General features: G+C 71.6%; 12 protein-coding genes, 4 pseudogenes and 1 CRISPR repeat array (1 of these 17 running past the window's edge). Of the genes and pseudogenes, 8 read left to right on the top strand and 8 right to left on the bottom strand.

Annotated features, from left to right (window positions below; genetic code table 11):
• Nucleotides 1-4 precede the first annotated feature (4 nt).
• From ACIRD3_RS32210 to ACIRD3_RS32200, 3 genes and pseudogenes are all read right to left on the bottom strand, one after another.
• Nucleotides 5-2,860 (bottom strand): tetratricopeptide repeat protein, encoded by a 2,856-nt coding sequence (locus ACIRD3_RS32210; RefSeq protein ID WP_402223643.1) that lies wholly within the window; start codon nt 2,858-2,860, stop codon nt 5-7.
• 221 nt (nt 2,861-3,081) lie between these two features.
• Nucleotides 3,082-3,549 carry a hypothetical protein gene (locus ACIRD3_RS32205; RefSeq protein WP_402223641.1) on the bottom strand — a complete coding sequence of 156 codons (468 nt, stop codon included), beginning with the start codon at nt 3,547-3,549 and terminating at the stop codon, nt 3,082-3,084.
• Between the two features lie 249 nt (nt 3,550-3,798).
• Nucleotides 3,799-3,923: pseudogene (locus tag ACIRD3_RS32200) on the bottom strand (IS5/IS1182 family transposase); the annotation flags it as partial.
• Nucleotides 3,924-3,957: 34 nt separating this feature from the next.
• Between ACIRD3_RS32200 and ACIRD3_RS32195 the strand changes: the two are divergent.
• From ACIRD3_RS32195 to ACIRD3_RS32175, 5 genes and pseudogenes are all read left to right on the top strand, one after another.
• Nucleotides 3,958-4,200 (top strand): annotated as a pseudogene (locus ACIRD3_RS32195) (Gfo/Idh/MocA family oxidoreductase); the annotation flags it as partial.
• Between the two features lie 78 nt (nt 4,201-4,278).
• A complete protein-coding gene (locus ACIRD3_RS32190) occupies nt 4,279-4,836 on the top strand; it encodes a DegT/DnrJ/EryC1/StrS family aminotransferase (RefSeq protein WP_402223701.1) in 558 nt (185 codons plus the stop codon).
• Nucleotides 4,833-5,267 carry an NUDIX hydrolase gene (locus tag ACIRD3_RS32185; RefSeq protein WP_402223640.1) on the top strand — a complete coding sequence of 145 codons (435 nt, stop codon included), beginning with the start codon at nt 4,833-4,835 and terminating at the stop codon, nt 5,265-5,267. Before ACIRD3_RS32190 ends, ACIRD3_RS32185 begins: the two co-directional genes overlap by 4 nt.
• Before the next feature lie 2,705 nt (nt 5,268-7,972).
• Nucleotides 7,973-12,022, top strand: a complete 4,050-nt coding sequence (locus ACIRD3_RS32180) for a DEAD/DEAH box helicase (protein ID WP_402223638.1) — start codon at nt 7,973-7,975, stop codon at nt 12,020-12,022.
• Nucleotides 12,023-12,154: 132 nt separating this feature from the next.
• A complete protein-coding gene (locus ACIRD3_RS32175) occupies nt 12,155-12,532 on the top strand; it encodes a hypothetical protein (RefSeq protein ID WP_402223636.1) in 378 nt (125 codons plus the stop codon).
• Here ACIRD3_RS32175 and ACIRD3_RS32170 read toward each other — a convergent pair.
• Together ACIRD3_RS32170 and ACIRD3_RS32165 are read right to left on the bottom strand one after the other, a co-directional pair.
• A complete protein-coding gene (locus tag ACIRD3_RS32170; protein WP_402223634.1) occupies nt 12,522-12,932 on the bottom strand; it encodes a transposase in 411 nt (136 codons plus the stop codon). The genes ACIRD3_RS32175 and ACIRD3_RS32170 overlap by 11 nt on opposite strands.
• Before the next feature lie 44 nt (nt 12,933-12,976).
• Nucleotides 12,977-13,135, bottom strand: a pseudogene (locus ACIRD3_RS32165) (transposase); the annotation flags it as partial.
• A 356-nt stretch (nt 13,136-13,491) separates the two neighbouring features.
• Here ACIRD3_RS32165 and ACIRD3_RS32160 point away from each other — a divergent pair.
• Nucleotides 13,492-14,298: pseudogene (locus ACIRD3_RS32160) on the top strand (IS5 family transposase); the annotation flags it as partial.
• Nucleotides 14,299-15,171: 873 nt separating this feature from the next.
• Here ACIRD3_RS32160 and ACIRD3_RS32155 read toward each other — a convergent pair.
• The 3 genes from ACIRD3_RS32155 to ACIRD3_RS32145 form a co-directional block, all read right to left on the bottom strand.
• Nucleotides 15,172-15,834 carry a hypothetical protein gene (locus tag ACIRD3_RS32155; protein ID WP_402223632.1) on the bottom strand — a complete coding sequence of 221 codons (663 nt, stop codon included), beginning with the start codon at nt 15,832-15,834 and terminating at the stop codon, nt 15,172-15,174.
• A gap of 320 nt (nt 15,835-16,154) precedes the next feature.
• The gene (locus ACIRD3_RS32150; RefSeq protein ID WP_402223630.1) at nt 16,155-16,310 is read right to left on the bottom strand and encodes a hypothetical protein; all 156 of its coding nucleotides are present in this window, start codon (nt 16,308-16,310) and stop codon (nt 16,155-16,157) included.
• 17 nt (nt 16,311-16,327) lie between these two features.
• Nucleotides 16,328-16,492 carry a hypothetical protein gene (locus tag ACIRD3_RS32145; RefSeq protein WP_402223628.1) on the bottom strand — a complete coding sequence of 55 codons (165 nt, stop codon included), beginning with the start codon at nt 16,490-16,492 and terminating at the stop codon, nt 16,328-16,330.
• Between the two features lie 285 nt (nt 16,493-16,777).
• On the opposite strand from ACIRD3_RS32145, the gene ACIRD3_RS32140 reads away from it, so the two are divergent.
• Together ACIRD3_RS32140 and ACIRD3_RS32135 are read left to right on the top strand one after the other, a co-directional pair.
• A complete protein-coding gene (locus ACIRD3_RS32140) occupies nt 16,778-17,539 on the top strand; it encodes an XRE family transcriptional regulator (RefSeq protein ID WP_402223627.1) in 762 nt (253 codons plus the stop codon).
• On the top strand, nt 17,526-17,993 hold the full coding sequence (locus ACIRD3_RS32135; protein ID WP_402223625.1) for an NUDIX hydrolase: 468 nt from the start codon (nt 17,526-17,528) through the stop codon (nt 17,991-17,993). The genes ACIRD3_RS32140 and ACIRD3_RS32135 overlap by 14 nt, the downstream gene beginning before the upstream one ends.
• 60 nt (nt 17,994-18,053) lie before the next feature.
• Nucleotides 18,054-19,332: direct repeats of the CRISPR family, unit length 28 nt; unit sequence GGCTGACCCCCGCGTGTGCGGGGAGGAG (it continues 31 nt past the right edge of the window).

The following is a 19,332-nucleotide window of genomic DNA, read 5'->3' as shown; positions in this document are numbered from 1 at the left end:
GAGCTCACCGACTGGTGCTGTGCTCCTCTCCCATGTCTCGCCACCAGGAAAGATCACGACGCGTGCCCAGGGTGTGACGATGGTCCGCCCCCAGGACGCGCAGCTGGTCGGGCAGCAGCTCCTCCAAGTCCGCCACTGCCCCGGCCACATCCCCCGCCCGGCCGCGCCACCAGGCAAGGTCGTGGCGCGCGCGGAGGGTGTCGGGGTGATCCGCACCCATGACGCGCAGTCGGTCGGGCAGCAGCTCCTCGAAGGCGGCCACTGCCCCGGCCGCATCCCCCGCCCGGCCGCGCCACCAGGCAAGGTCGTGGCGCGTGTCCAGGGTTTCGGCGTGATCCGCACCCAGGACCCGCAGCTCGACGACCACCAGCTCCGCGAAGTCCGCCGCTGCCCCGGCCGCATCCCCCGCCATGCCACGCCACCAGGCAAGGTAACGGCGCGTATCCAGCACGTTGGAATGGTCCGCCCCCAGGACGCGCAGCTGGTCGGTCAACAGCTCTTCCAAGCTGGCGACCGTCCCGGCCGCGTCCCCGGCGTCGCCCCGACACACGGCGATTTCGCGGCGCGTGTTCAGCGTGTCGATATGGTCCGCCCCCAGGAGGCGCAGCTGGTCGGCCAGCAGTTCCTCGAAGCCGGCCACCGCCCCGGCGGCATCCCCCGCCGTGCCTCGCCACCAGGCGAGTCTGCCACGGGTGTCCAGGGTGTCATGATGGTCCGCACCCAAGGCGCTTAGCCGGTCGGCCAGTAGTTCCTCGAAGGCTGCCACCGCCCCGGCCGCGTCCCCCGCCATGCCACGCCGCCAAGCGATGTGGTAGCGGGTGTCCAGGGTGTCGCGGTGGTCCGCACCCAAGACGCGCAGCTGCTCGGTCAACAGTTCCTCGAAGGCAGCGAGCGCCTCGGTCGCACCTGCCGTGGCGGCGCGGCACCAGGCGAGTTCGCGGCGGGTGTCCAGGGTACGGGGGTGGTCCGGTCCCAAAAGGCGCAGACGGTCTGCCAGCAGTCTCTCGAAGGCTGCCATCGCTGCCGCCGGGTCTCCCGCCTCTCTTCGCCACCAGGCGAGGTTCCGGCGGGTGTCCAGGGTGTCGCGATGGTCCGCCCCTAGGACGCGCAGCTGGTCGGCCAGCAGTTCCTCGAACCCGGCCACCGCCCCGGCGGCATCCCCCGCCGTGCCTCGCCACCACGCGAGGTTGCGGCGCGCATGGAGGGTGTCAGAGTGGTCCGGACCCTGGATGCGGAGCCGGTCGGCCGACAACTGCTCGAAGCCGGCCGCTGCCCCTGCCGCATCCCCTGCTACGCCTCGCCACCACGCGAGGTTGTGCCGAGTGGTCAGGGTGTCCGGGTGGTCCGGGCCTAGAACGTGCAGGCGGTCGGCCAGCAGTTCCTCGAAGGCCGTTACCGCCGCTGCTGGGTCTCCCGCTTCGCCTCGCCACCAGGTGAGCTCCTGGCGGGAGGTCATCGTGTCGGGATGGTCCGGGCCGAGGATGCGCAGGCGGTCGGCCAGCAGCAGTTCGAAGGCAGCCGCAGCTCCCGATGGATCGCCCGCCCTTCCCTGCCAGCTGGCGAGTTCGCTGCGGGCAGCCAGGGTGTCGCGGTGGTCAGCTCCCAGTAGGCGCTGTGTGGTGGTGGCGAGGTGCTGGTAGTAGTCGCGAGTGGCGGTCTTCTGACCACTGTCTGCGAGGCTGGTGCCGGCGCGATGGAGCACGGGGTGGGCGGCGGGTCGGTAGAGCGCCTCGCCCGCGTAGTTGGCCAGGGAGCTGGCGTTGGCACGCATGGCCTGGGCCAGGTCCATGTCGCCTTCGACGTCGGGCCAGGTCGCGATCAGGGAGTCGGCGGCGGTGCGCGCGCAGTGGCCGAGCTGCTCGTGGAGGAGCGGTTCGCGGACGGCGCGCTGGATGAGCTGGTGGACTCGGACGGCCTGGTGGGGGGTGGAGGGGGTGTGATCGATCAGGCTCAGGCGGTGCAGGGCCCGAAGCGCGCCGACAGCCTCGTCCTCGGTGACGGCCGGGGTATCGCCGTTCCGGGTGCCAGGCACCGCCCGGCTCCGGGCGAGGTGGATACGGGCCGGTTCACTGGTCAGTACGTCCTGCGGGATGCCGTTGGGGTCGAGCATGGAGGCGATCTGGAGCATGGACTGCGCCAGGCCCGCTGGGCGGAGACGGTCGGCACGCTCGATGGACAGCGAGAAGGCGGCGGCGACAGTGGCTCCCTGCTCGTCCGGCAGAGTGTGGTATTCGGGGAGCAGGTCGGGCAGTCGGCTGATGCGGTCGGCGAGCATGCGGCGGTAGGTGACGCAGTCGAGGTCGCTGTCGGTGAGATAGGCAGCGGCCTGTGACAGGGCCAGTGGCAGATACCCCAGGTCGTCGGAGAGGGCAGCGAGCTGGGCGGGGGGCTCGTGGCGTCCCGCGCCAGCCAGGACTTCCGCGAGGTATGCCGTCGCGTCGTCAGGGGTGAACACACCCACCGCCAGGGCACGGCCGTGCCGGCTCAGGGCCGCGTCGCGGCGCCGGGTTGTGACGAGGGTCCGACCGTAGGGACTGGCGGGTGGCCACAGACCGGTCAGGTCGCCGGGGTCGGCGACATCGTCGAGCACAATCAGCCAGCGGCACGGTGCTACTCCTGGTTTGGCCTCCAGCCAGGCAAGGAACTCCGTTGCGCCACGGTGCGGGTCGGCCGTGTCCGCTCCCTGCACATCGGCTCCGGCTTTCGCGTAGGCGTCGATGACGGCCTGGCGGGTGGCAGCGGTGATCCAGACCAGCAGATCGATCTGTCGGAGCTGCCAGGCGCGGCGGGCGTAGTCGGCAGCGAGCTGGGTCTTGCCGACCCCACCCATTCCGACAAGCAGCTGGCAGCGTGCCGCCATCCCCTCCCCGGCCGCTTCCCTCAGCGCAGTCGCAATAGCGCGGTCCCGGAAGCGGCCCACTCGCGACGGTATACGCCCGACCTGGTGCGGCCATGCGACGGGAGCGCGTGGCGGTGCAACCTGGTAGACCCTGTCGGCGCGCAGGACAGCCAGCGCGTGGTCCTCGGCGTAAACGACGGTGTTCGCAGTGATGTGCGGGGCAGGGGTGACACCGGGTGCGCTCAGTCCTGCGGCGCCCCCGGCTGAGGAGGGTTTCCGATCGTCACGTCCCCCGTACGCAAGGCGGCGACGGACCCATGGTCGGCGCGGATCACGGCGTTGCCACCCACGGCCTGCCCGCCGCCGTCCGCTGACACTCCACCGGACGGGCCGGTGGTCACCCGAAGTGCGTCCACGGCCTGCTGGAGGGCGTCGGCGAACTCGGCGTCATGCTCTGCTGCGTCCTCCAGCGCGAGTTCCAGACGCTGGCGGGTACGCGCGGTGGGCTCCGCGTGCCCGGCCGCCGCCTCGTCGTGTAGGCGTTGCAACGACGAATCGTGGCTCAACTTGCGGCTGACCAGGTCGTGCAGCCGGTCCATCCCGGCGTCCAGTCCTCGGTCCACTTCCGCGTCCGCCCGGTGGGCCACCCGGCCTGCCTTGCGCACTGCCCAAGCGAAGACGTACCCGACCGCGATCTCAATGCCCGTCATCAGTCCCCCTTTACCGTTGACAATGCATCAGACTGCACTTCGCCAAACCCCGGCAGGCAGTACATCCGATCCGACAAGCAGTGTGATGTGCCTGTCTGCGCAGCGGGTTCTGGACGAAGCGGTCCGGCACGGACCATGTCTAGGCCCCCGGAGTGACCTGCGGGGTCTGGCCGACAGGGCCAGTGCGCAGGCTGTCGGCAGAACGGCCCCCGTGCGCGCCTCCGTGCAGGCCTGGCAGGGCAGCATCCGTAGTCTGCCGTTGGGACCGGTGGTGGCCTGGTGGTTCACGCCGTGGCGGCGGTGCTCTGCCGAGTAGTCGGCGCAGCCGTCGGCGAAGCGGTCGCACTCGGTGAGGTGCCGTCGACCAGGACGTACCTGCTCGACGCCCAGTAAACCTTCCACACCGACGACCCCGGCGCCGGCTGGCGCGGGGACGTCCGCCAGGCCGGGGGCGGCTGCATCATCGACATGGGCTACCACCTCATCGACCTGCTGCTGTGGTACTTCGGCCTGCCCAACCGGGTCATGGCCGACTTCTCCGCCACCGCCGTACCCGGGGCTGGCTACGACGCCGAGGACACCGCCTTCATCGCCTCCTGCTACGAGTCCAAGACGGCAGGGCGCTACATCGACCCGAAAGAGATGCTGTGACCAGCCACCTCGCCGTGCTGGGCGGCGACCCCGCCGTCACCACCCCGGACCCGCACTTCAGCTGGCCGCCGATCCGAGATCCCGGAAGGCCATCCGCTCGCGCGGTACGCGGTCACCGGGGTCGGCCTCAAGCTCCGCATCCACCCCCTCGCCGCCGCCATCGCCCGCGACCAGCTCGCCCGCCTCGACGAGTGCCTCGCCGGACGGGCCGAGATCGCCCGCTATCTCACCGGTCAGCTCGCCCGGATACCCGGCCTGGAGGTCACCGAGATGCCCGACGGGGTGAACCCATCCTGGTACGGGTTGACGCTTACCTACCGGCCCGACGAGTTCGGCGGCCTGCCGATCGAACGCTTCCACCAGGCGCTGATCGCCGAGGGCGCCACCGAGTTCGACCGGCCTGGCTCCACCTGCCCGATGAACCAGCTCCCGCTGTACCAGCACCCCGCCTCACTGTTCCTCGGCCACCCGCACTCCCACCGCCGTTACCAGGCCGGGGACTTTTCCGTCGCCGAGCACGCCCACGCGCACACGATCAAGCTCCCGGTCTGGCATCGTGAGCAGGATCTCGAACTGGCCGAGCAGTACGTCCGCGCGGCCATCAAGATCAGCGACCATCCCAAGGAGCTGCTGTGAACGTCACCTCCCCCGCGTTCGTGGCCGGCCTGGCGGCCGACGCCGAAGCCGCCGGCATCAGCGGTTTCGTCGCCGCAGCCGTCATCAACCACGACAGCCGCATCCTGTTCGTCCGGCGCAACCCGGGCGACTACCTGGGCGGCCTCTGGGAGATCCCCTCCGGAACGGTAGAGACCGGCGAGAGCATCCTTGACGCCCTGCACCGGGAGACCGCCGAGGAGACCGGCCTGACCATCGACCAGGTCACCGGATACATGGGCCACTTCGACTACCAGAACAGCCGCGGCGGCACCACCCGCCAGTTCAACTTCGCGGTCACCGTGGAGAAGACCGAACCGGTCGTCCTCACCGAGCACGACGCCCACCAGTGGGCCCTGCCCACCGAACTGCCCGAGGTCAGCGACGCGGTCCGCACCCTGATCGCCCCCTGACCCAGAGCCGCCCCGGCGGCTCTGCAGCGCGGCCCGCCTCCCGGCCCTTCGAGAGGCGGGCCGCAGCCGTTTTCAGAGCCGGCGGGGCTGGGAGGAGCCCCCGCCGGGGCTTCCGCACGGCTGGAAGGCCAGCACGCCTGGCGGAAGGTCACTCCGGTGGCCGTCCGGCCATACGACGGCGAAGCGGGCGCGGCGCGCCGGATCGGCCGAAGGTCGATGCCCCACGGCCACCCCATCCACCGCGCGACATGCCGTACGTGCCAGAAGACCTGATTTCGCTTCTGACCTCGGCGATTGGGTTGGCAACCCCAGATGACCTTGGCACCGATGTGACCCCGCGGGTGCGGGGAGGGCCGGTAGTTGTCGAGGCTCGACCTGCCGACGAGCGGCTGACCCCCGCAGGTGCGAGGAGGACCGCTGACCGGTCTCGGACAGGGTGTCGCCGGACGGCTGACCCCCGCGGCTGCGGGGAGGACCATTAGTGCGCTGCTGTGATCGGGAATTACGATCGGCTGACCCTCGCGGGTGCGAGGAGGTCAGCTCACTAGAGACGATCGACGCGTAGGCGTACGGCTGACTCCCGCAGGTGCGGGGAGGACTTCAGGCCGTCGCGGACAAGATTGAGTCCAACCGGCTGACCCCCGCGGGTGCGGGAAGGACGTGCGCCAGCGGGGGCCGTAGGAGGTGCAGGCCGGCTGACCCCCGCTGGTGCGGGGAGGACTGCCCCGAAGTCCGAGTACCAGATTGTTGATGTGGCTGACCCCGCGGGTGCGGGGAGGACGCCACGGACTGGGAGCCCAACGGCGCCCTGATCGGCTGACCCCCGCAGGTGCGGGGAGGACCCACCGATCCGCGCGATTTCAGTGCTCAACGTCGGCTGACCCCCGCGGGTGCGGGGAGGACGAGTGGTCGGGCTGCGGAGGCGCTGGAGGGGCCGGCTGGCCCCCGCGGGTGCGGGGAGGACTGTGCCGAGTAGAGAGGAGACGCGTGCCCGAGCGGCTGACCCCTGCGGGTGAGGGGAGGACCGCGGGTTGACGTAGGACAGCCCCTCCGTGATCGGCTGACCCCCGCGGGTGCGTGGAGGACCGGCGGGCGGAGTCGGACATCGTTCAGGCTCCCGGCTGACCCCCGCGGGTGCGGGGAGGACGGGTCCCCGTCGAACGGGCCACCAACAGCACGCGGCTGACCCCCGCGGGGGCGGGGAGGACGCATGGACGAGCCATATCAAGTCATGGATGAACGGCTGACCCCCGCGGGTGCGGGGAGGACGTGCGGCGGGCGTAGCCGGTGAGGGTGCCTGCCGGCTGACCCCCGCGGGTGCGGGGAGGACCCAGGAATCCTGCCTGTGAAGCCCGGAGCAACCGGCTGACCCTCGCGGGTGCGGGGAGGACAGACCGTCGTGCCGGTTCGCGTTTGCCGGATGCGGCTGACCCCCGCGGGTGCGGGGAGGACACGGCGTCGACCAGGTCCGCGATGCCGGACGCCGGCTGACCCCTGCGGGTGCGGGGAGGACTCCGCGTTGCCCACCGGGACCTCGTCCCACTGCGGCTGACCCCCCGCGGGTGCGGGGAGGACACGTCGGACCAGTCGCCGTCGTGTTCCCATCGCGGCTGACCCCCGCGGGTGCGGGGAGGACCAGGCCAGAGGGGTAATCCCTCCGACCTGGGCCGGCTGACCCCCGCGGGTGCGGGGAGGACAGGTCGTCCACGCCGACCGACATCTCGGCCACCGGCTGACCCCCGCGGGTGCGGGGAGGACTCGAGTCCGGAGAGTTGCAGCCGGGCGACCGCCGGCTGACCCCCGCGGGTGCGGGGAGGACCGGCTAGGCGAAGACAGCTGAGGAACCCAACGCGGCTGACCCCCGCGGGTGCGGGGAGGACAGCCGGATCGGCATGGAACTGACCCGATCGGACGGCTGACCCCCGCGGGTGCGGGGAGGACTGGAGGGCGCCGTTGCCGCTCTGCGGAGACTCCGGCTGACCCCCGCGGGTGCGGGGAGGACCAGCGGGTGGTTCGCGTGTGCCCGCGGGGCTCCGGCTGACCCCCGCGGGTGCGGGGAGGACAAGCCACTCCGCGTAGGCCGCGGCCCTGGTGGCGGCTGACCCCCGCGGGTGCGGGGAGGACCGGCGCTGTCAGCGCGTACCGGCCCGGGCCGGCGGCTGACCCCCGCGGGTGCGGGGAGGACATCGGCGTGATCAAGGACAGCAAGCGGAACCGCGGCTGACCCCCGCGGGTGCGGGGAGGACGCGCAGGCGTTCTGGGCCCCGGCCCGGGAGATCGGCTGACCCCCGCGGGTGCGGGGAGGACACTTTCCGACCTGGGGTGATGCGGTGGCTTTGCACTTTCTTTGCTATTCCTGATGTGGCGTCGGGTGAGTCGGCCAGGACCAGGAGATCTGTGGAAGTGTCAAAGAGCCGGAGACATCGTGCCACGTGTCAATGACGCCTGGAGGGCTAACCATCGCGGCCGGCCGTGGGCGCTCGCGGGGCGTCCGCAGAGACGAAGCCGTCCGAGTACCCGGCCCGCCTGCGCGTCGTCCGGTAGATTCGGCGGCCGGCTGATCGGCACACGAAGCGGCTGTGGGCCGCAGGTTCGACGCAGGGGGCAACGGGGTGCGGACCGGGGACGGGCGGGGCCAGCGGGTCGGGGATCTGCTGGATTGCTGGCGGGCGATTGAGTTGTTCAGTCCGCCGTCGATCCCGGAGGTGCCGCGTAAGCGCCGTGCCGGGCGGCTCCGGGCGTCGGACACGGTCGTCGTCGAGGTCACCCCGGCCGCGGGAGGGACGGCGCCGGTGTTGCCGTGGGCGCCGGAGCACCCGGAGACGGCGGCGTGGCGGGCGCCGCGGGGGACGGTGTGGCGGCACGAGGTGTACGGCGGGGTGTTCGACCTGGAGCGGCTGCGCCGGGCGATGATCGCCGCTCTGCCGAAGGGCACGGAGTCGGATCCGGGGGTGCCGGACGAGGAGCTGCGGCTGCCGGGCGGGAGCGCGATGTTCGCGCTGGTCCTGGACGAGCACGGCCGCCCGATCGGGGACACCTCGGTGGTGTCCGCGTGCGCCTGGGCGACGGGACGGCTCTTCGACCCGGGGCCGTCGGCGGCCGGATGGCTGGACGGGTTCGAGGAGTTGGGCGAGGCCTTCGAGGTGGCGGTGGGGCGGCTGGCCGCCGCGCCGGTGCCGTACGCACCCGCTCCTGCTCCCCCTCGCCTGCCGAACCCCCTGCTGTCGCGGCCCGTGGGCGCGGCGCCCGTACGGCAGGAGGCCGCCCCCGACGGCGGATGGCGGCAGCTGCTCGCGGAGATCCTGGGCGGCGCGGCGGTGGCGGCGGTCGGGGCGCTGTTCGGCGAGGTCGCCGGGGCCGCCGTGCAGGGGGCGGCGGAGCCGCTGGTACGCCGTGTCGCCGAGTGGTCGGCGGCCCGCCGTCCGAACCGGGAGGACGCGGCCCCGGGGAGCTCGGCCCGGGAGGGCTCGGAAGACCGTCGCCTTCCGAGCCCCGGGCCCACCGCCCCGCCCTCGCCGAGCCCGGGAGCCGCCGACGCGCGGTCACCGGACGGCGAGGCCGCGGACGACACCGGCAAGCGCCCGGTCACGCTCGCCGACCTCGTCGCCCTGACCGCCCAGATCGCCCACCTGTGCGGGGTCGAGGAGCACCTCGACCCGCGGGTGATCCGGGTCCAGAGCAGGCTGGTGCGGCTCCCCCGCGACCCGAAGGACAAGCCCGCCGCCCCCCAGCCGTTCCTCAACAGCCTCCTGCCGCCCGACCTCGCCCGCGTCCGCGCCGCGCTCGGCGACGACGCGGCCGGCGGCCTCGGCCCCGCCCTGCAGGCCTACCTGACCGACCGCCGGGACATCCCCCTCGACGCCCGCATCGATCTGCGCGAGGACCGCCTCACGGTCCTCGAAGGCGTCGACCCGGCCCTCGTCCCCGCCGGGCGCTGGCCCGCCAAGGCGAGCCACCCGCTCGCGCTCAGCCAGCAGTTCGCGGTCAACCGCATGCTCGCCGACCGGGCCGGACACGACCGCGCCGCAGACGCGAACGCCGACGCCGGCGGCCTCTTCTCCGTCAACGGCCCGCCCGGCACCGGCAAGACCACCATGCTGCGGGACCTGGTCGCCGCCCTCGTCGTCGAACGGGCCGCCGTGATGGCGACCTACCGGCGGCCCGAGCAGGCGTTCACCGGTTCCGAGTGGCGCGGCAGGGACCGCCAGGGCCGCCACGCCCGCTTCGTCTACGCCCTCGACCCGCGACTCACCGGCCGCGAGATCGTCGTCGCCTCCTCCAACAACGGCGCCGTGGAGAACATCACCGCCGAACTACCCGGCGCCGACGCCCTCGACGAGCACTGGCACGGCGGTCCCGACCACTTCTCCGACCTCGCCTCCGCCCTGCTCGGCGGCGCCCCCGCCTGGGGGCTGGTCGCCGCCGTCCTCGGCAACAAGACCAACCGCACCCGCTTCACCGAGCGCTTCTGGTGGGGCCGGCTGCCCGAGGATGAGACCGCCGCCCGCGCCGCCGCCGGACTCCCACCGCTGCGCGGCATGAACGAGATCCTCGGCGACTGGATCCCACCGACCCCCACCAAGCCCGCCACCCGCACCCAGCGCGGCGACCACACGCGCGCCACCGCCCGGAGCACCGCCGCCCCCGCCGCCGACCGGAGCGGCACCACCGCGCCCCTCACCGCCCCCGCCCACCCCGTCCCCTCCTGGCGCCAGGCCGTCGCCGCCTTCCACACCGCCCAGACCGAGGTCGAACGCCTGCGCGCCGAACGCGCCCGCCTCGCCACCGCCCTCGCGGACACCCGACCCGAGCACGCCGACGCCCGCCTCGACACCCGGCGCGCCGCCATCACCCGCGCCGACACCCGCGCGGCGGACGCCCGAGCCCGCCACGACGCCGCCCTCACCGCCCTCGACACCGCCACCGAGGCCGTCCGCACCGCCGACGCCGCCCACCGCGCCGCGACCGAGCGCATCCCCCACGCCCGCCAGGACCTCGCCGACGCCCGAGGCCTCCTCGCCGCCGCCCGCGAAACCGCCGAACACCACCGCCGCCAGGTCGAAGCCCTCACCGCCCTCCACGACGAACCCCCCGCCCCCCAGCCCGGCCTGCGCGCCGGCCTGCGCCGACTGCTGCAGAGCACCGCCGAACGCGAGGCCGCCGAACAGCACCGCCACCAGACCCGGGCCGAACTCCTCACCCAACTCGTCCAGCAGCGCACCGCCCTCGAGGACGCCTACGACCACATCGCCCGCTGCGTCCGCGCCCAGGACCTCGCCGCCGACGAACTGCGCACCCGCTCCACCACCGCCCTCACCGAAGCCGCCACCGCAGTAGCCCAGGCCCGCGCCCGCGAGGACACCGCCCGCGCCGCCGAATCCGCCGCGTACGCCGCCGCCGAGAAGGCCCGCGAGGACGCCTGGGCAGCCCGCCGCGACCTGGAGGACGCCACCGCCCGCCTCGACGCCGCCCACCGCACCCTGCGCGAAGCCGCCACCACCCTCCCCTCCCTGCCCCTGGACTGGCTCCACCTCGACGACCACGACCAGGAACTCGGCGCCCCCTGGTCCGACGACGCCTGGAACACCGCCCGCAGCGACCTGTTCCTACGCGCCCTCGACCTCCACCGCGCCCTCGCCGCCCACACCGCCCAACGGATCCGCCGCAACCTCCAGGTCCTCGTGGACCTCATGACCGGCCACCACGGCCCCGTCCCCGACGAACAGGTCCTGCACGCCTGGCAGACCCTCTTCCTCCTCGTCCCCGTCGTCTCCACCACCTTCTCCTCCCTCGGCAGCATGTTCGCCCGCCTCGGCCGCGCCTCCCTCGGCTGGGTCCTCGTCGACGAAGCCGGCCAGGCCACCCCACAGGCCGCCGTCGGCGCCCTGTGGCGCGCCCGCCGCGCCGTCCTCGTCGGCGACCCCCTCCAACTCGAACCCGTCGTCACCATGCCCGCCGCCCTACAACGCCGCCTCCTGCTCGCCCACCGCGTCGACGACGCATGGCTGCCCAGCGCCACCTCCGCCCAGGCCGTCGCCGACCGCGTCAACCGCTACGGCACCTACCTGCCCGCCCCCACCGGCGCCGAGCACGACACCGTCTGGGTCGGCTCACCCCTGCGCGTCCACCGCCGCTGCGAAGACCCCATGTTCACCGTCAGCAACGACACCGCCTACGGCGGCCTCATGGTCTACGGCACCCGCCCCCAGCCCTTCCCCGACCCCGACCACGACGGCCTCCTCCCCAGCCGCTGGCTCGACACCCCCGACCCCGACCGCCCCACCGACGCCCCCTGGGGCGAACGCGACCGCCGCGCCCTCACCTTCCTCCTCCGCCAACTCGACCGCCACGGCGTCGACGTCGACCGCCTGCGCATCATCGCCCCCCTCCGCGCCCTCGTCCGCGAAGCCCGCGAAACCTGCCGCACCCTCCCCGGCTGGACCCCCGAACACATCGACGAACGCTGCGCCACCGTCCACCGCGCCCAGGGCAAGGAGGCCGACGTGGTCGTCCTCCTGCTCGGCGCCGGAGGCCGCCCCGGCGCCCGCGCCTGGGCCGCCCGCACCCCGCACCTCCTCAACGTCGCCGCCAGCCGCGCCAAACGCCGCCTCTACGTCGTCGGCGACCGCGCCCTGTGGGCCCCACTGCCCCACTTCGACGTCCTCGCCGCCGAACTCCCCGCCTACGACCACCTCGGCGACCGCGACACCTGGCCCCTGGACGGCCCCGAACCGACCGCCGCCCCACCCGCGTAGCGTCTCCGCCCCGACCCTCAGACCGCGTTTGAGATCTTCCTTGAAGCTGTAGGGCCCGGCTGAGGATGAAGGACTGGCAGGACGATCCGCGTCGGTGATCGATAGGATCGGCAGGTCGGAGAGGATGTGATCTTGCAGGTTCTCTACAGCAGGGAAACCAGAGAGCTCGAGCTCTCTGGGACGCGTCGAGAGCTCCTGGCGCTCGGACAGTTGCTGCGGGGTAAGGCTGGAAGCTGTGATCTCTCCGAGAACCGGCAACCCATTCCCTACGAAAGGTCGCTGTCCGAGATCGCGTTCCGGGAGGATCCGGAGCACGACACCGCTTCGATCGCCACGGAGGACCAGATCCTAAGGATCCAGGGAGGGCGGGAGGCTCTCGACCTCCTCGCCGACAACATCGAGGACTTCGCATCCGAGGCCGACGCAAGCGATCACTGCCACGTCGACTCCCCGACATACGACTACATAGCGCCCGAGTCGGACCCGTTGGTGATTGCGTTCACGAGGTGAGCGGAGAGCCTTCGGGCGCACGGCAGTTGAGCCCGCAGGCCTCAGCGCGCGAGAACGATCGTGGGCCTGGTCGGCTTGCCGGTCGCCCTCGGGTGAGACGACGGACCATGACGCCGATCATCGTCCAGCGGATCACCGTCTCCGAATGGGCGAGGCTGGTCTCGTAGTCCCTGGCGAGGCGTCGGCGGGCGATGAGCCATGAGAAGGTGCGCTCCACCGCCCACCGCTTGGGTTGCACGTGGAAGCCGCGCTGGTCGGGGCCTCTGCGGACGATCTCCAGCTCACGGCCCAGGATCTGGGCGGTCCAGTGGGCCAGGCGCCCGACGAAGCCCTGGTCAACCCAGACCTTCGGCACCCCAGGGTGGTCGAGCCTGGTCCACAGCAACGGTCGCTTCGCCATCGCGGTCCTGGATTCTCACCGCGACAACGTGCCACGAGCAGGCCGAGGGCGTCGGTGACGATGAACCTCTTGCGGCCCTTCACCTTCTCGCCCGCGTCGTAGCCCCTGGTTGCAGCGGGGACGGTATCGGCGGTGCGGACGGACTGCGAGTCGATCAGGCCAGCGCTCGGCTCGGCGTCGCGGCCGTCGGCTTCACGGACCATGCCGCGCAGGGCGTCATGGATGCGCTCAACCGTGCCGTCGTCGTACCACCACGTGAAGTACCAGTACACCGTCGGCCACGGAGCGAAGAGCAACGGGGCACGGCAGATCTCAAACGCGGTCTCACTGGGCGTTTCGTCCGCGAGGGAGCCGATTGATGCTGGTTTCCGAGCCGTTCGATCGAGCCGCTTGAAGGGGCTTCCGGGGCTGTTGGGACAGCAGCGCCACCACTGCACGAATGTCCGCCGGAACTGCGCCGTTCCTCCTGTCTCATCCCAGGAAGCCAGGTCGAGTCGTACTTGTCCGCCGAGCGCCGCGGCCTCTGGTCAAAACGGCAATCGCGCAGTATGCCGTCATCATGACGGATCGCCGACCGTACCCGAGCGACCTGTCCGACGCCCGCTGGGCGCTGGTCGAACCCACCCTCACCGCGTGGCGAAAGGCCCGCACCGAACGCGCCCTCGCGTTCGGCCGGCCACCCGAGCACGACCTGCGCGACCTGCTGGACGCGATCCTCTACGTCGACCGCACCGGCATCCCCTGGCGCTACCTCCCGCACGACTACCCGCCCTGGGAGACGGTCTACGCCTACTTCGCCCACTGGCAACGCGACGGCGTGTTCGAGCAGCTCAACGGCCTCCTACGGCGCCTCATCCGCACCGCCGAAGGCCGCAATCCGGCACCCACCGCCTGCATCATCGACTCCCAGAGCGTGAAGACCTCCACCAACGTCCCCGCCTCCACCCAAGGCATCGATGTCGGAAAGAAGATTGTCGGCAGGAAGCGGAACATCGTCACCGACACCCTCGGCCTCCTGCTCGCGGTCCTGGTCACCGCCGCGAGCGTGCACGACGGCACCGCCGGGCGGCACCTGCTGACCACAGTGGCCTGCGAGCACCCCACCATCCGCAAGGCCTGGGCCGCCATGGGCTACAAGAACACCGTCGTCGAACACGGCGCCACCCTCGGCATCGACGTTGAGATCGTCCGCCGCGACCCCGCCACCAGGGGATTCGTCGTCCAGCCCCGACGCTGGGTCGTCGAACGCACCCTGGGCTGGCTCATGAACCACCGCCGCCTGGCCCGTGACTACGAAGCCCTGCCGGCCCGCTCCGAAGCCATGATCCACGTCGCGATGATCAGCCTCATGACCCGTCGCCTCACGGCGGATCCACCCCAACCTGACGGGGAACCTGACCTCGACAAACCAGGAACGAAACGCCCACTCAGGCCACGGCGAACGCGCCCGCGCCGCCCAGCTCAGACCAGGACGCTCGCCCCGGCTCACAGTTCCCGGCGCCGTCCCGGCCGGTGTTCTATGAGGCGGCCGCTGAGTGCTCCTTGAACTGCGGGTGCGTGTCCAGGAACGGCTGACCCCCGCGTGTGTGTGGATGGAGAGGGCCGCCGCCGTCCTGCGCACCGTACGGCTCGGCTGACCCCGGCGTGTGCGAAGAAGAGTTGGCGTCCAGCGCCGAGATGGTCAGCTCGTACGGCAGACCCCCGCGTGTGCGAGGAGGAGACGACCGTCCCGATGCGATCATGACGCGCGCCCGGCTCACCCCTGCGGGTGCGGGGAGGACACGTCTTCCATGCGCAGGAACTCCGGCTGAACCGGCTGACCCCCGCGGGTGCGGAGAGTTCCGCGACCTCGGATCCACCTACGCCCAGGCCGACGGTTGACCCCCGCAGGTGCGGGGAGGACATCTGGGCCGAGCACGAGTTCGGCGGCGACGTCGGCTGACCCCGCGGGTGCGGGAAGGACAGGCCGCGTGGCACCAGCTCATCGTTCATGATCGGCTGACCCCCGCGGGTGCGGAGAGGAGCCGGTCCCCAGGTCAGAGGCGGACGCGCCGAGCGGCCGACCCCCGCGAGTGCAGGGAGGAGAGGTGGTACTCGACCGCTTTCGCCTTCTGGGACGGCCGACCCCCGCAGTTCAGGGAGGAAGCGTGGCCCCGGCCGCGAGCGCGTGAAGGGGCGTGCATCCGGAATGGGGAGTGGAGGCCGGGTCTCTCCGGTACCTATTGATCCGACTCACCGTTCAACACGGCAGCAGAACGCCGCGTTCGCGGATGACGAGTTCTTCGCCCTCAGTAAGGCTCGCGTACGCGATGACCTCATCCAACAAGCGGAATGCGCCGCCGATCTCTCGGCGGGCGGTGACGATTCGTTCGGCCATGTCAGAACTGACATCGAGTACCTGGGAGATCGTCTGAGCGTCGGCGCTGTTCAGATCCAGCAGGCCGCCGTCGTCGTAGCCGGTGCCTCGGCCCGGTCGGCCGATACCCAGTTCACGGGCCATGGCGGGATCATCCTGAACGATGCGACGCGCCTCGGCGCGCAGAGTTCGGGCCTGTTGGACGGCAGCGAGAGCACCAACGGGCTCTGGCGAGAAGGCCGGCAGTGGTTGTTGAGTGCCATAGATCAGGGCCCGGTACGGAGACAGGAGGATCGGGGCGATGATCATCCCGGCGAGCGCGGTGAACCCTGCAGCAGGAGGAATGATGAGGCCGATCGCAAGGATGACGGTGAACACAATGGCCAGTCGGCGAGCCTTCGCCGCGTCCCGCGAATGAGCCCGAGATAGTCGCGTGGTGGCGTGCCAGAACGGTGCGCAGGCGAGCAGGCCGATGCTCAATATCGGCGTAAGGACGTACCAGAGGCCGGGGCGACGCTGGGCGGCTTGGGTGGGGTGCTGACTCACGAAGGCAGCGTATCGATGACTGAGCGTCAGATATGCTCGTACGGGAGGACCGGATTGACTTGCACCGAACTTCGCGGAGACGCCCGGTATCCACCTGCTCTGAGGTGGCTGACCCCCACGTGTGCGGGGAGGCCCAGCGGCGACCGGAAATCCGTGTCGAGCCGGGAGCGCGAAGCCACCCCGGCGCCGCTCGACGACATCACCGCGATGGCGCATGTCCTTGGCGTTGCAACCTGGCGCCTGTTCTACGGGTAGCCCCAGCCAGCCAGCCAGCCAGCCAACCAGCCGCGCCGCCGCACGGCCGGCCAGGGAGCTAGCGGCTACTCCGGCTCGCCCTCGACCACGTCCGCCGGGCAGCCGACGTGGTCGATGATCCAATCGGTCAGGGCCGTGCGGATGCCGTCGTACAGGCCGCGCCCGTACTGGCCGCAGTCGCGGCAGTAGCCGCTCGTCTCGGGCTCGGCGTCGGCCGGCAAGGGTTCCCCGGCAAGGTTCACTCGTTGGCCTGCCTTGCGGGCGCGGGGCCGTAGAGGGCCTCCAGCTCGTCGGCCTCGCTCAGGGGCGGCGCCCCGCGCCTCTGGCGTGACAGCTCAACCATCTCCACGACGCCGGCGACCGCCGCACGCCACTCCGGAGAAGTCGGATCGAAGTCAGGCATCAGGTCTCCTGGGGGCATCCGTCGGCGCAGACCACGACGGCCCAGCCGAGCGGGGCGGACTTCTCGCCGGTCGGCGTGTAGTGGTGGCCGGCCGGGACCAGATCGCCCCCCTCCTGTCCGCAGCGAATGCAGGCCTCAGCCTGTAGCTGGGCTCTACTGGGAGAGGGGGATTCCGTCACGACTGCATCGTCGGCCCACCTGATGGGACGTCATACTGCGTTTCGAGGACGTTTGGGACGTTTCACTGGTAGACCTTGAAACGTCCCGAACGTGGAAGGAGAGCCGGTGAATAGCCCCCTGCGTGAGGCGATGGCCCGTGCCAACATGACCTCGCCCCGGCTCGCGCGGTTGTGCGGCGTCGACCCCAAGACGGTCGATCGCTGGCTCGCGAACCCCTCGCGCGAGCCCCACGCCCGGCACCGCGCGGTGGCCAGCCAGGCCCTCGGCGAGGAGGAGACCGTGCTCTGGCCATCCGTGCAGCAGTTGGTGAAGTCGGGTCCGGATCGGGAGCTGGTCCAGATGTACCCGTACCGGTCGGCGGCCCCGGCGACCCTGTGGCGCCAGCTGGTGAGCGGCGCTGAGAGGGAACTCGCCTTCGCCGGTTACACGAACTACTTCCTGTGGCTGGAGCACGCGAACTTCGGCGCCCTCCTGCGCAAGAAGGCGGCTGCAGGCTGCCGGATCCGGTTTGTCCTCGGAGACCCCGCGAGCCCGGTCACCCGGCAGAGGGAGATGGAGGAGGACGTCCCGCTCACGCTCTCCACCCGGATCGAGGTGACGCTCTCCGAGCTGGCCAAGCTGCGCGACACCAACATCGAGGCGCGCTACGAGACCGGGCACGTCAGCCTGTCGGCTTTCCGCTTCGACAACGACATGATCGTCACGCCGCTGCTGCCCGGTAGGATCGGCCACGACGCCCCGATGATGCACTTCAGGCGAGCCCAGGACGACGGCGTGTTCGACCGCTTTGCCGGTCACATCGAGGACCTGTGGGCCAAGGGGCGCGATGTGTGGACGATCCCGGAGGTGCAGCATGCCCAGGCGTGACTACGAGGACGACCCGAACGCCCCGAAAGCAAACAGCCTGGTCCCCGCCGCGAGCGTCGTCGTGGTCGATGACGCTGGCCGCGTCCTCCTTCAGCGCCGCACAGACAACGGTATGTGGGCTCTGCCGGGCGGGAAGATGGACCTCGGTGAGTCCCTCGCCGGGTGCGGTATCCGCGAGACCCGAGAGGAGACCGGCCTCGACATCGAGATCACCGGCATAGTCGGCACCTACACCAACCCCGGACACGTCTTCGCCTACGACGACGGTGAGGTCCGGCAGGAGTTCAGTATCTGCCTGCTCGGCCGGCCGACCGGCGGCCGGCTGCAGACCTCGGACGAGTCGTTCGAGGTCGCGTGGTTCACCCCGGCTGAGACGGACGAGCTGCCGATGGTGCCCAGCATCCGCAAGCGGCTCGCGGATTGGCGCTCGGGAGCGATCCCGGTAGTGCGCTGAGCTTTGACACGACCAAGCGCCCGCGCCCGAGCCGAGCGGGGGCGTAGTCACACGTCGAGGCCGGCTGACCCCGCGCGTGCGGGGAGGAGGCGTGGAGCGACCAGCACGACTACGCCGGATCCGGCTGACCCCCGCGTGTGCGGGGAGGAGAAGTGCCAGCTGTCGAAGTTCCCCGAACTCGGCGGCTGACCCCCGCGTGTGCGAGGAAGGAGCGGCGGGTGGTCGACTCCGAGGTGATCGACACCGGCTGACCCCCGCGTGTGCGGGGAGGAGGATTCCACCAAATGACTGGCCGTGACTAACTGTGGCTGACCCCCGCGTGTGCGGGGAGGAGGTCCCGAACGGGGTGCTCGCCTCGGTGCCGCACGGCTGACCCCCGCGTGTGCGGGGAGGAGCACACTACGCCGGGGGTTTTTGCATGACCGAACGGCTGACCCCCGCGTGTGCGGGGAGGAGCCCTCCACCCCGACCTCACCGAGGAACACCGCCGGCTGACCCCCGCGCGTGCGGGGAGGAGCTCGCCAACCGCAGCATGATGACGATGACCGGCGGCTGACCCCCGCGTGTGCGGGGAGGAGGCGTGCAGGCGGGCCTCGGGGGCGGTGAGCGCCGGCTGACCCCCGCGTGTGCGGGGAGGAGGATCCTGGCAGTCCGGGCGGAGAACGCACAGAAGGCTGACCCCCGCGTGTGCGGGGAGGAGATCGAGCGGTTCCTGGCGCTGGCCTCCGAGTCCGGCTGACCCCCGCGTGTGCGGGGAGGAGGAGACGGTGACGTGGGTGGCGGCGTGCGACAGGGGCTGACCCCCGCGTGTGCGGGGAGGAGGTGGTGGATGCCGGGCACGCTGACGCCGTTGACGGCTGACCCCCGCGTGTGCGGGGAGGAGCGAGGAGCAGTGCCGAGATGCTCAACACCGCCTGGCTGACCCCCGCGTGTGCGGGGAGGAGCGGCCCGATAGCTCCATCTCCAACTCCTCCTCCGGCTGACCCCCGCGTGTGCGGGGAGGAGTTCCGAGTGGCCGCGAAAGGCGGTTCCGGGCACGGCTGACCCCCGCGTGTGCGGGGAGGAGCACGTCCGCCGGGCCGCCATCGCCGCCTTCAACGGCTGACCCCCGCGTGTGCGGGGAGGAGGAACGTCGACCAGACTCCTGCCGCACCGCCCGCGGCTGACCCCCGCGTGTGCGGGGAGGAGCTGTTCACGGCAAACCTTATTATCGACCCCTACGGCTGACCCCCGCGTGTGCGGGGAGGAGCACTGCTACCGGCGACGCGCGCGGGGGGGCCGCGGCTGACCCCCGCGTGTGCGGGGAGGAGTGAGCTTCCAGTCGCCGCCGGTCCACGAC

The organism is Kitasatospora sp. NPDC093550, from assembly GCF_044764985.1.
In the GTDB taxonomy this organism is placed as follows: Bacteria; Actinomycetota; Actinomycetes; order Streptomycetales; family Streptomycetaceae; genus Kitasatospora.
The sequence above is the reverse complement of the archived record's forward strand: the minus strand, read 5'-3'. Positions and strand labels throughout refer to the sequence as shown.